The 12396-nt window shown below is 70.2% G+C and carries 10 protein-coding genes; 8 read left to right on the top strand and 2 right to left on the bottom strand.

What is annotated here, in order from left to right; all coding sequences use genetic code 11:
- Positions 1–11: 11 nt before the first annotated feature.
- Positions 12–662: a LysE family transporter gene (locus AB0M93_RS07435; RefSeq protein ID WP_364269451.1), complete on the bottom strand. Its 651-nt coding sequence runs from the start codon at positions 660–662 to the stop codon at positions 12–14.
- 187 nt (positions 663–849) lie between these two features.
- On the opposite strand from AB0M93_RS07435, the gene AB0M93_RS07430 reads away from it, so the two are divergent.
- The 4 genes from AB0M93_RS07430 (at position 850) to AB0M93_RS07415 (ending at position 6192) form a co-directional block, all read left to right on the top strand.
- Complete coding sequence (locus AB0M93_RS07430) at positions 850–1644, top strand: SDR family oxidoreductase (RefSeq protein ID WP_364269449.1); 795 nt, start codon at positions 850–852, stop codon at positions 1642–1644.
- A 399-nt stretch (positions 1645–2043) separates the two neighbouring features.
- Positions 2044–2211, top strand: coding sequence for a hypothetical protein (locus AB0M93_RS07425; protein ID WP_364269447.1), 168 nt, complete (start codon positions 2044–2046; stop codon positions 2209–2211).
- 67 nt (positions 2212–2278) lie between these two features.
- Positions 2279–5479 (top strand): hypothetical protein, encoded by a 3201-nt coding sequence (locus tag AB0M93_RS07420; protein ID WP_364269445.1) that lies wholly within the window; start codon positions 2279–2281, stop codon positions 5477–5479.
- Entirely contained in the window at positions 5398–6192 is a 795-nt protein-coding gene (locus AB0M93_RS07415) for a hypothetical protein (protein ID WP_364269443.1), read from the top strand. The genes AB0M93_RS07420 and AB0M93_RS07415 overlap by 82 nt, the downstream gene beginning before the upstream one ends.
- Positions 6193–6199: 7 nt before the next feature.
- Here the strand turns inward: AB0M93_RS07415 and AB0M93_RS07410 are convergent, their stop codons facing one another.
- The gene (locus tag AB0M93_RS07410) at positions 6200–7651 is read right to left on the bottom strand and encodes a cellulose binding domain-containing protein (RefSeq protein ID WP_364269442.1); all 1452 of its coding nucleotides are present in this window, start codon (positions 7649–7651) and stop codon (positions 6200–6202) included.
- 253 nt (positions 7652–7904) lie between these two features.
- Here AB0M93_RS07410 and AB0M93_RS07405 point away from each other — a divergent pair, with 253 nt between their 5' ends.
- From AB0M93_RS07405 to AB0M93_RS07390, 4 genes are all read left to right on the top strand, one after another.
- Entirely contained in the window at positions 7905–8828 is a 924-nt protein-coding gene (locus AB0M93_RS07405) for a serine hydrolase (protein ID WP_364269440.1), read from the top strand.
- Positions 8825–9796, top strand: a complete 972-nt coding sequence (locus AB0M93_RS07400) for an endonuclease/exonuclease/phosphatase family protein (protein WP_364269438.1) — start codon at positions 8825–8827, stop codon at positions 9794–9796. The genes AB0M93_RS07405 and AB0M93_RS07400 overlap by 4 nt, the downstream gene beginning before the upstream one ends.
- A gap of 336 nt (positions 9797–10132) precedes the next feature.
- Positions 10133–11176 carry a LacI family DNA-binding transcriptional regulator gene (locus AB0M93_RS07395; RefSeq protein ID WP_364269436.1) on the top strand — a complete coding sequence of 348 codons (1044 nt, stop codon included), beginning with the start codon at positions 10133–10135 and terminating at the stop codon, positions 11174–11176.
- Between the two features lie 126 nt (positions 11177–11302).
- Positions 11303–12283 (top strand): ABC transporter substrate-binding protein, encoded by a 981-nt coding sequence (locus AB0M93_RS07390; protein ID WP_364269434.1) that lies wholly within the window; start codon positions 11303–11305, stop codon positions 12281–12283.
- Positions 12284–12396 lie beyond the last annotated feature (113 nt).

The raw sequence follows: 12396 nt of genomic DNA, 5'->3' as shown, positions 1-12396 counted from the left end.
CGGTTTCCGGCTCAGGAGAGGACAAGCCGGACGGCGAGGGCGGTGATCACGGCGCTCGACGCGAGCGCCGTCACCAGCCGGCCCCGCGGGCCGGTGAGCACCCGCCCGAGCAGGGCCCCGCCGCCGGCCAGGGCCGCTTGCCAGCTCGCCGAGGCGGCGAACGCGGCCAGCACGAACACGCCCTGCTCGAGCGCCGGGACGGCGGTGCCGGCGCGGCTGCCGACCACCAGGGCCGTGAAGTAGACGACGGTGGCCGGGTTGACGAGCGTGATGCCGAGCAGGCTGACGTAGGCGCGGCCGGGCCCGAGCGGCGTCACGGCCGGTGGGGTGGCTTCGCGGTGTGAACGCACCGCGCGGCGGGCGCCGTGGGCCGCCAGCACGATCAGGATCGCCGCCGAGACCAGCCGCAGCGGCCCGGCGACCGGCGTGACGACGCCCGCGATCGCGGCGCCGCCGAGGACCGCGACCAGCGCGTACACCCCGTCGGCGGTGGCGACGCCGAGAGCGGCGGCGAGGCCGGTCCGCAGCGACGTGCGGGCGGTGAGGGCGACGAGGTAGGTGCCGACGGCGCCGACCGGGATGGCGATGCCGTAGCCGGCCACCAGGCCGGCGAGCAGCGCGGCGGTCACGACGCGGGGGTGCTCGGCCTCCGCGGGCGGCACGGCTGCTGCCGGACCGGCGCGGTGGTCGCGGCGGCGGTCGGCAGGGGCGAACAGCGGTGCGTGGTCATGGGCCGATCGTGACGGCGGCGGCCCGGGCGGGGCAACTGGGTTTTCCAGCCGGTGGGCTCCGGCGAGCTGTGCTTGAATCGGCCGGAGGGAGCCACGGCGGCGAGGAAGGGCTTTCACGATGCGGGTCGACCTGAGCGGGAAGACGGCACTGGTCACCGGATCCACCCAGGGCATCGGCGCGGCGATCGCGGCGGGCCTGGCGGCGGCGGGCGCGCGGGTCGCGATCAACGGCCGCAGCGAGACCGGCGTGCACAAGGCCATCGCACGGCTGCGCGAGCAGGTGCCGGACGCGGCCTTCCTGCCGGCCCCGGGTGACGTCTCGGAGGAGGCCGGTGCGGCCCAGGTGGTCGAGGAGGTGCCGGACGCCGACATCCTGGTCAACAACCTCGGCATCTTCGGCGCCCAGGAGCCCCTCGAAATCACCGACGCCGACTGGCGGCACTACTTCGAGGTCAACGTCCTGGCCGCGGTCCGCCTCACCCGCGCGTACCTGCCGGGCATGACCGACCGCGGCTGGGGCCGGATCCAGTACATCGCCAGCGATTCCGCAATCGTCATCCCGGCCGAGATGATCCACTATGGAGTGTCGAAGACGGCGCTGCTGGGTGTGTCACGCGGGTTCGCCAAGCACGCGGCCGGCACCGGCGTCACGGTCAACGCGGTGATCGCGGGCCCGACGCACACCGGCGGCGTCGAGGACTTCGTCTACGAGCTCGTCGACAAGGACCTGCCCTGGGAGGAAGCCCAGCGCGAGTTCATGAAGCAGCACCGCCCGCAGTCGCTGCTGCAGCGGCTGATCGAGCCCGAGGAGATCGCGCACCTGGTGGTGTACCTGAGTTCCCCGTTCGCGTCGGCCACCACGGGTGCGGCGGTGCGGGTGGACGGCGGGTACGTCGACGCGATCGTGCCGTGAGGCCCGGCGGCCTCACGGCAGCGCGTCCGGCTACGGCGTGACCGGGATGTTCGTGGCCGGTACGGGCCGGCTCGCGGCGAAGGCACAACACGAATCGTGCATGACGGTATTCCGGCACAGCAACGGGTGAGGCCCGGGCACCGTCGTACCGGCACGGGATGAAGGCAGGGGCAAGAGGGGTGCGCTGCGGGCGTGGGTGACCTGCGTCGCCGGCGATGGCGTAGTTCGTTGCAACTCATCGCACCGGTACGGCGTCCCTGGCCGGGTGACCAGGTACTGAACAGCAAAAGGCGCGAATGCTGGGTGCGTGTCATCGCGACTGAACCGGGCTCCCGCCGGCGGTCCGAAGCTGGGTCCGCGCCGACCGGCGCGCCTTCCACCCGGCTACGAGGGGTTCCCGTGTTCACCTGGATCATTGCCTGCTGGGCCGTGCTTTCCATGCTCCTGTCGGCCAGCGCCGGCTTCGCCGCTTTGTTCGTGCGCGATCCCGCGCGCCGCGCTGACGCGTACAAAGTGCTCAAGCTGCTCGTCGGCGTCCGTTCGGGTGATGGCCGGTCGCGAGACTGACACGGCTCGGGCTCGCCGCACGATGTCTGGCAGGCAACGGTAGAGAATGTCCGCGAGGGGTGGTGACATGAGCGATCCTAAACGGCGGCGCCGGCCGGTCGGCCGGCCGCAGGTACCGCCAGGTCCGCTGCGCGCGCTGAAGGACTTCGTCTACGAACTCTACCTGCGCGCCGATTCACCGACCCTCGACACCATGGCCGCGTGGATCGAGGCCGACGGCGAGCTGGCCGGGGCGCCCGACCGCACGACCGTCGGCCGGGTCATCGGAGAGCCGAAGCTGCCGCCGTCGCAGGCCGACGTCGTGGCTGTCGTCGTGGTGCTGGCCCGGGCCGTCGCCGACGACGTGGCGCACGCGGCCGCGCGAGCCGCACAGCTGTGGCTGGACGCGTGGCTGGTCACACCGGTCGGGAAGCCTCTGGCGGAGGTCGTCGACCCGTTCGCGCTCGAAGTGCACCGTCCGATTGCCCTCGACGACACGGCCGGGCAGCCCCCTTTGCCGAGGTACGTCCGGCGTGCGCACGACGACCGGCTCGAGCAGGTCGTGGCCCGGGCGGCGGACGGCGAAAGCGCGATGGCGGTTCTCGTCGCCGGATCGTCGGCGGGCAAGACGAGAGCCTGCTGGGAGGCGCTGGAGCAGCTCCGGGCGGACGGCCGGTGGCGGCTGTGGCACCCCTACGACCCGACACGGCCCGAGGCCGCGCTGGAGGCCCTCGATCTGGTCGGGCCGCGGACGGTGGTGTGGCTCAACGAAACCCAGGAGTACCTGAAGGGCCGTCACGGCGAACGGGTCGCGGCCAAGATTCGGAGCCTCCTTTCCGACGCCGGCCGAGCACCCGTGCTGGTACTGGGGACGCTCTGGCCCGAGTACCACACCGACCTCACTCGTGAATCAGGTTCGCAGGTACGGCTCGTCTTGGACGGCACGGTCATCGAAGTGCCCGAAGGGTTCGGCGGTGACGACTTGGCGCGGCTGAAGGAGTCGGCCGTAGCCGACACGCGCTTGGCGTGGGCGGCCGCGCACGCCGACGACGGCCAGATCACCCAGTGCCTCGCCGGCGGACCGGCGCTGCTCGAGCGGTACTACGGGGCGAGCGCCGCCGCAAAGGCGTTCATCCAGGTCGCGATGGACGCGGTCCGCATGGGACACCGCAATGCCCTTCCCCGCGAGCTGCTGGAAACTGCCGTGGACGCCTACCTCACCGACGCTCAGTACAGCGGACTCGAGGGGAACTGGCAGGAAACGGCGTTTGCCGACATCTCCGCCCCGTGCAAGGGGGCCTTGGGACCGGTGACCCGCATTCCGGAGCGGGCGAACAGCCGTGAGCGCCGCAAGAGCCGGACGCGGCAGCCGGAGCCAGGTGAGCCGCTGTACCGGCTGGCGGACTACCTCGACCAGTACGGCCGTACCCAACGCGCGGATCACATCCCGCCCGTCGGGTTCTGGACCGCCGCTGTGTTGTCGGCGAAGCCGGAGAGCCTGGCATCGCTGGCCAGGTCGGCGTGGGCTCGCGGTCTCTACCGCGACGCCGTGGAAATTAACAAGAAGGCGGCGGAGCTCGGGAACGTGTGGGCGGGAACCCAGCTCGTCGAACAGATGCACATGCTTCACCCCGGTGACCGCCGGCCGGCGGAGTGGGTCGTGGCCCACGCCGCTCTTGATCCTCTCTACCCCGTGGTCAACCTGATGGACAAGCTGCAATCGATTGATGCTCGGGACTGCCTCCGGGCCGTCGCTTCGAAGGCGGCTGCCGGCCTCCCCCTGAACAACTCCGCCGGACTCGGGTACTTCCTGCTCAGGCTCCCGAAGGCAAGCCTTGATCAGGTCGACGCGTTCTTGGCGCGAGATCCTGCCTCCGCCATCGCTCTGAACAATCAGGCCGATGTTCGGATGTTCCTGGAAGCGCTTCTCGCTGTCGGCGCTGGTGACCAGGTCCAAGCCTTATTGGCCAGAGATCCCGCATCTCATGTCGAAGTTGCCGACATCAACGGCAGTACCGGAGAATTGATCGCGCTGTTGCACGCCAGTGGCGCCGAAGAGCAGGCAACGATCTTGGCAGCCCGTGCCGCAGCGGATTCACCGCTCTCGTGGGGTTATTCCGTCGCCGGCCTCCTCTCGAACCTGAACGCGGTGGGTTATGCCGATAAGGTTGCCGTGGTGCTCGACCGAAGCCCGGCGGCCTGTGTTGCCTTGGATGGTCCAGGCGGGGTCGCTCGGCTGTTGAAAGTGCTGCACGATCTGGGTGCCGGCGAAGAGGTCACCGTATTGGCTGCCCGTGCCGCTATGGGCACGCACCTCCAAGATCCGCGTTGGATCGCCGAACTTCTGCAAGCCTTGTCCACGGTGGGCGAGGACGATCAAGTCGCTGCGTTGCTCGCCCGCGATCCAGCCTCGAGCGTATCGCTGGACAGCGCGTCCGCGGTCGGTGCGTTGTTGTCGGAGTTGCTGGCGCTCGGAGCTCGCGAGCAAGTCGTCATCCTGGCGAGGCGCGCTGCAGCGGGTGTGCCACTGTCCGGTGTGTTCGGAGCTGAATCGTTACTGCAGATTTTCTGCTCCATCCGTGCCTACGACGAGGTGCGGGTCCTTCTTGAGCGTGGCCTGATTTCCGAGGCCGTTCTGACAAATGAATTCGGTGGCAGGCGCCTGCTGAGAATTCTCGCCTCGATCGGCGCTCGCGAACAGGTCGTCGAGCTGGCCATGCGCATCGCCAAGGAGTTCCCTCTGGAAAACTCCCGCAGCCTTGCGAGTGCGCTGGAAACCCTCAACGAGGTTGGCGCGGCCGATCAAATGGCTGTCCTGCTGGCTCGCCGCCCTGAGGAGTTCGTAGTGCTGCGCGACCCTTTCGGCGCGGCAATGCTATTGTCGAAGTTGCAGGAGATAGGGGCGCGCAGGCAGCTGATGATTGTGGCTTCGCGCGCGGTTCAGGAGGCGTCCCTGGACGACCCCTTGGGGGCCAGTGCCCTGTTGGAGCGGTTTGAGACGCTGGGGATGAAGGAAGAGGCCGATGGTCTCCTCGAGAGGAGACCATCGGCTTACGTGTCGGTGGCAATGCACACCTTCGGCCTCCGAAGGTTGCTTGTCGCGCTATGCCGCTGGGGGCGAGACGACCAGGTGCTCGACTGGCTCGCCGGGTCGTCGCCGAGGGTGTCGGAGTTGAGTCGTACAAGCTCATGCCGACACTGCTGGAGGTGGCAGCCACCGATGAGCTGGCCGTTCTACTGGCTCGCGACCTCAGGTTGGGTGCTGACATTTCTAACCCCGTCGAAGTAGCAGAGTTGTTGCGGGCGTTCAAAGCCGTCGAAGCGGAAGGGCAAATTGTATCTCTTCTTGCCCGTAATCCCGCTGGAAACATCAAGTTGGATAATCTATTCGGAGTGATAAGTTGCCTCGAGGCGCTGAAGAAGTGCGGGGCGGACGACCAAGTCAGGAAGCTTTCTGTTCGTGCAGCGGCGGACGCGCCTCTCGGAGAGGCGCACAATGTGGGACTTCTCCTGGATTTTCTGTCTCGGGTCGGGATGGCCGACCAGGTCGCCGTGCTGCTTGCGCGAGATCCCGCTCGGCAGGTGGTAGTCAATCTGCACCGAAGTGCTGATTCTCTGCTTCCAACGCTCCATGAGCTGGGAGCCGGCGAACAGGTCACCGCTCTCGCCGACCGTATCGTCGCAAACGCACCGTTCGGCCAGCCTGACACCATTGCACGGCTTTCGGAGGCCCTTCTGGCCGTGGATGCCGATGGCCACGCAGAAGAACTAGAGAGGCGGCTCAAGGCAACGTACCTGTCCGACGAGGAATGGGACCCGGCGGATCCCGTCATCCCTCGTGCTTCTGACGAGGCCGGTGACGTCATTCCGGTGGACCGGTTGCCCGCCGCCGGACACTTCGACCGGTTCCTCGAAGCGGACGACCACGCGACTCGGTTCCGGTTCGGACGGGAGCCGGACGGGACTCCCGCCGAACCGTGGACCTGGGACGACCTGGTCTAGCGATGGTTTACGGCGTGACCGGGATGTTCGTCAGCCCCGCGCGGGCGTTGGTCACGGTGTTCGACGCGTAAACCACGTTCGGCCGCACCGCGCACTTCGACACCGAACTGATCTTGATCGCGTACTCGCCGACGCCGCCGAGGTCGGACCGGTTGTCCCGCCAGACGTTGCCGCAGCCGTTGTCGAAGGACGGGCTCGTGCTCGTGTTGTGGTTCTCGTAGCCGTTGGCGAACACCCCGGGCGGGGCGAACGTGCCCGTGTTGGCTTCGATCGTGTAGCCGATGCCCTTGACGTCGATCCAGGAGTCCGCCGAGTTCTGGCCGGTGATGCCGCGGCCGTCGAAGGTGTTGCCGCGGATGACGCCGTCGAACGTGCCTTCCTTGACGTCGATCGGTTCGGCCGCGACGAACGGGCCGATGTGGTTGTCCAGCACCTGGATCCGGTCGCCGCGGTCGACGCCGCCGGAGTTGCCGTGGCAGCCCCAGTTCGAGTTGGCCGAACCGAGGTAGACGCCTTCGCCGTAGCCCGGCTGGACCAGGCCCGTGTAGGTGATCGTGGAGTTCTTCAGCACGCTGTCGGCCGACGAGCGGCGGAAGTGCACGGCCTCCTCGTCGACGTGGTGGACGGTGACGCCGTCGATCGTGGTGTGCGGCGAGTTGTCCGCCACGATGCCCTTCTTGGACTCCTGCACGGTGAACCCGCTCAACGTCCAGTACGGCGCGCCGAACAGCCACAGGCCGTAGCCGGAGTCCCAGCCGGCCGCCGGCACCGGGCAGCCGGGGGCGTCGCCCGCCGGGCCGTCGTTGATCAGCACGGCGTTCGCCGGGCCGGACAGCCGGATCGGGTTCGCCGCCGTGCCGGCCTTCGTCGTGACGAACGAACCGCGGTAGGTGCCGGGCGCCAGCCGGATCGCCTGCCCCGGCACCGCGTTCGCCAGCGCCGCCTGCAGCTGGGCGGCCGTGGAGACGTCGACGACGTCACCCGTGGGCGGGGGAGTGGTCGTCGCCGGGGGCGGGGTGGCCGGCGTCGTCGGCGTCGTCGTCACCTGGCCGCCGCCGTCGCACGGGAGGCCGTTGACGGTGCACGCGGCCGGGCGGCCGGTCCCGGCGACGTTGAAGCCGAAACTCGCGCTGCCGCCGGGGGCGATGGTGCCGTTGAAGCCCGCGTTGGTGAACCGGTAGTGCTGCCCCGCCTGCGTCCGCACCGAGCTCCACGAGCTGCTCACCGCCGAGCCGGCGGGCAGGTCGAACTCGACGGTCCAGCCGGTGGCGGCCGCGTCGCCGCGGTTGGTGATCGTGTAGCCGCCGCCGTAACCACTGGTCCAGACCGATGTCGGCGCGAAGACGGCGGAGAGGTTCACCGCGGCGGCCCGCGCGGCGACCGGACCGCCGAACGCGGCCACCGCGACGGCGGCGGAAAGGGTTGTGACACCGAGGAAAACGGATTTTCGCAGGGACACCGACGGCCTCCGGAAAGGGAACTGCGGAGGTGTGCGGCGGACACCCGGACGGTTCCTTTATAGGACACCCCCTCGGAATCCGTCAACAGGATGAACGTCGATCACGTACGTGAACGCGTGACCCGATTCCGGGACACAATCGGGACATTTCTGATTCAGGCTTGTCGAACAACCCCGACAGCCCGGCGATCTTCTCCGGGCACCGTGAGCGGTGTGCGCTTCCCCGAGCGCACCCCGCACCCGGAGGAGACCGATGGCCCGAACCCGCATCCCACCCGTCGCCGGTGGCCTCGCCGCCGCCGTGGCCGTGGTGCTCGCGGCCGGCTGCTGGGTCGTGTTCCCGCCGGAGACCGCCGGGCACGCGATCGCCGCCCGCCCGGTCGTCGACCTGCCGCTGCCGTGGCCCGCCGAGGGCCAGGCGAGCGCCGAGGTGCAGAACCTGGGTTCGCTCGGCAGTCGTGGTGAACAGGGGCCGGTGCCGATCGCCAGCGTCACGAAGGTGATGACCGCGTACGTGGTGCTGAAGGACCACCCGCTCCGCCCGGGCGAAGGCGGCCCGGAGATCACCGTCGACGACCAGGCCGAAGCCGAGGCGTCCTCCGCCGAAGAGTCGAGCGCGCCGGTCCGGGCGGGCCGCCGGCTGAGCGAGCGGGACCTGCTGGCCCTGATGCTCGTCCCGTCCGGCAACAACGTCGCCCGCCTGCTCGCCCGCTGGGACGCGGGCAGCCAGGAGGCGTTCGTCGCGAAGATGAACCGCGAGGCCGCGGCGCTGGGCATGACCAGCACCACCTACACCGGCGCCAGCGGCGTCGAGGACTCGACCACGAGCACCGCCACCGACCAGCTGCGGCTGGCGCGCGAGGTGATGCGGAACGCGGTCGTGCGCGAGATCGTCGCGACCGCGGACCTGCGGGTCGACGGCGTGCCGGGCACGATCGCCAACACGAACACCCTGCTCGGCCACGACGGCGTGATCGGGCTGAAGACCGGCTCGTCGACCGCGGCCGGCGGCGCCCTGATGTGGGCGGCGCGGGCGCGCAACGGCGCGTTGATCCTCGGCGTGGTCCTCCACCAGAGCCCGGGCGGGACCCCGGCGGCCGGGCTGCGGGCCGCCCTGGAGACCAGCGGGAAGCTGATCGCCGCGATCCAGCGGGAACTGCCGGCGGCCACCCGGTGACCGCCACCGCCGAACGGCCGGAGGTCCCGGCCCGCGCGCGCCGGTGGCCCGGGACGTGGCGACGCGGCCGCGTCATCGCCGCCTTCGCCGTCCTGACCGCGGTGCTGCTGCTCGCGCACCCGCTCGTGCCCAACTGGGCGGGCAACGCCGGCAGCCTGCTGGAGACGTTCCTGCCCTGGACCGGCCTGCTCGTGCTGCCGCTGCTCGTCGCGGCGCTGGTCCGGCGCTCGGCGCTCGCGCTCGTGGCCCTCCTGCTGCCGTCGCTGGTCTGGGGCGGGTTCTTCGGCGGCCGGCTGTTCGACAAGCGCGAGCCCGGCGGGGACTTCACGATCGTGTCGCACAACGTCAACGACGAGAACCCGGACCCGGCGGGCACCGCGCGGGCCCTGGCCGCGGCGGGCGCCCAGGTGATCGCGCTGGAGGAGCTGAAGAAGTCCGAAGTCCCGAAGTACGAAGACGCCCTGGCCGCGGGCTACCCGTACCACTCCGTCCAGGGCACGGTCGGGGTCTGGAGCACCTACCCGCTGCGGGACACGCGGCCGGTGGCGATCATGCCGTGGACCCGCGCCCTGCGGACCACAGTGGACAGTCCACGGGGGCCGGTCGCGGTCTTCGTGGCGCACCTGCCGTCGGTGCGGGTGCGGCTGGACGCGGGCTTCACCGCGGACGGCCGGGACGCCGCGGTCCGCCGGCTTGCCGACGCGATGGCCGCGGAACCGGCGTCGCGGACGGTGCTGGCCGGCGACTTCAACGGCACCGCCGACGACCGCGCGCTGGCTCCGATCACCGCGCGCCTGTCCGCGACGCAGGACGAAGCCGGTGACGGCTTCGGTTTCAGCTGGCCCGCCGGGCTGCCGCTGGCCCGGATCGACCAGATCTTCGTCGCCGGGGTGCGGCCGCTGGCGTCCTGGACGCTGCCCGCGACCGCCAGCGACCACCGGCCCGTCGCCGCCACCCTGGCCCTCTGACCCGGCGGCCCGCGTACCCGGAGGGTCGGCTCGCGTCCCTGGGCGGTCGGCTCGCGTCCCTGGCGGGCCGGCTCGCCGCGGGCTGTGGTAATCAGCCTCGCGGGCGGGGCGAACATGCGCTTGAACACCGGGCCGCGCTGACGGGCGGTGAATTTCAAACGACGCTACGCGCAGGTCGGGCCGGTGAATCCGCGGTCGGGGCCGTGTGAAGGGCATGTGACTAGACCGTTACGCGACCCGGGGTTGACCCCGTGGGTGTTATCGCTAACACTAACTCCTCGTCGTCACCGGAACAGGTGACGCAGACCATGTCGGAGCGGACGGAAGGGGACGCCGGTGGCCGAACGACCCCGCTCCGGCGGACCCCTGAAGGCGACCGCGGCCGGGACGCGGCAGCCGAGCCTGACCGACGTCGCGGGCGTCGCGGGCGTGTCCCACATGACTGTGTCCCGCGTGATCAACGGGACCGGCCCGGTGCGCCCCGAGACCCGCGCCCGGGTGCTCGCGGCGATCGAAGAGCTGGGCTACCGGCCCAATTCCGCGGCCCGCGCGCTGGTCACCGGGCGGACCGGCACGCTCGGCGTCGTCGCGCTCGAGTCCAATCTGTACGGTCCGGCCAGCACGCTGTACGGCATCGAGAACGCCGCCCGGGAAGCCGGGTACGCGATCACGATCTCCAGCGTCAGCCGGCCGGGCCGGTCCTCGATCGCCGACGCGGTGGAGAACCTCCGCCGCCAGGCGGTCGAGGGCATCATCGTGATCGCCCCGCACGTCAGCGCGGGCCGGGCGCTGGAAGCCGCCCCGGCGGACTTCCCGGTCGTCGCGGTCGGCGGCGGGGAGACCGCGCCGGTCCCGGTGATCTCCGTCGACCAGCGCGACGGCGCCCGCCGGGCCACCGAACACCTGCTGGCGCTGGGCCACCGGACCGTGTGGCACATCGCCGGCCCGGAAGACTGGCTGGAGGCCCGCGACCGCGAACTCGGCTGGCGGGAAACCCTGGAACGCCACGGTGCCGGCGTCCCGCGGGTGATCCGCGGCGACTGGAGCTCGCGCTCCGGTTACGAGGCGGGGCGATCCCTCGCCAAGGAAAAGGATCTGGACGCCGTCTTCGCCGGCAACGACCAGATGGCACTGGGCTTGCTGCGCGCGTTCGCCGAAGCGGGCATCTCGGTGCCGCGGGACGTGCGCGTGGCGGGCTTCGACGACGTCCCCGAGGCGGCGTACTTCACGCCGCCGCTGACGACGGTGCGCCAGGACTTCATCGAAGTCGGACGGCGTACGTTCGGCCTGCTGGCCGGGCGGATGGACGGAGGCGACCGGCACGCGCGCGCCCTGGTCGTCCCCGAGTTGATCGTGCGCGAAAGCACCGGACCGCGGTAGCGCGGCGGCCGGCGGGGACCGGGCGTCCCCGAGGGATTGTTAGCGCTAACACGCAACGGTTTGACCAGACGCAACACCCCGATAGTCCCCACACAGGTTTTCCCACTGATCATCGTCGATCGAGGAGTGAACGTGCTGAAGAAGCGATGGGCCGCCGCGGCGGCCGCGGCGGCCGGACTCGTGCTGCTCACCGCCTGCGGGAGTGGCGGTTCGTCCGGCGGTTCGGGCGGGGCCATCACGCTCGGGTTCGCCCAGGTGGGCGCCGAGAGCGGCTGGCGGACGGCGAACACGAAGTCGATCCAGGAGTCGGCCAAGACCGCCGGGATCGAGCTGAAGTTCTCCGACGCGCAGCAGAAGCAGGAGAACCAGATCTCCGCGATCCGCTCGTACATCCAGCAGAAGGTCAAGGTCATCGCCTTCTCGCCGGTGGTCGAGTCCGGCTGGGACACCGTGCTCAAGGAGGCGAAGAACGCCAACATCCCGGTCATCCTGACCGACCGCGCGATCGACTCGCCGGACAAGTCGCTCTACAAGACCTTCCTCGGCTCGGACTTCGTCGCCGAGGGCAAGAAGGCGGGGGAGTGGCTGACCAAGGAGTTCGCGAGCGCCACCGGCCAGGTGAACATCGTCGAGCTGCAGGGCACCACGGGCTCGGCGCCGGCGAACGACCGCAAGAAGGGCTTCGGCGACGTCATCGCGGCGGACCCGAAGTACAAGATCGTCGCCTCGCAGACCGGTGAGTTCACCCGCGCCAAGGGCAAGGAGGTCATGGAGGCCTTCCTGAAGTCCCAGCCCAAGATCGACGTCCTCTACGCCCACAACGACGACATGGCCCTCGGCGCCATCGAGGCCATCGAAGCCGCGGGCAAGGTCCCGGGCAAGGACATCAAGATCGTCTCGGTCGACGGCGTCAAGGACGCGCTGACGGCGCTGGCCGACGGCAAGATCAACCACGTCGTCGAGTGCAACCCGCTCCTCGGCCCGCAGCTGATGGACCTGGTGAAGAAGGTTTCCGCCGGCGAGCAGGTGCCCGCCCGCATCGAGACCCAGGAGACCGAGTTCGACCAGGCGTCGGCCAAGGCCGCGCTGCCGCAGCGTCAGTACTGACACCTCACCTGCGGGTGGGGGGGTGGGGGGGGGCGGGTTTTTATAACATTGGCACACCAACCCCCCCCCCCCCCCCCCCCGCCCCCACAAAAACGATAAACCCCCCCACGCGG

The sequence above is a fragment of the Amycolatopsis sp. NPDC051102 genome, assembly GCF_040682815.1.
GTDB lineage: Bacteria > Actinomycetota > Actinomycetes > Mycobacteriales > Pseudonocardiaceae > Amycolatopsis.
The sequence above is the reverse complement of the archived record's forward strand: the minus strand, read 5'-3'. Positions and strand labels throughout refer to the sequence as shown.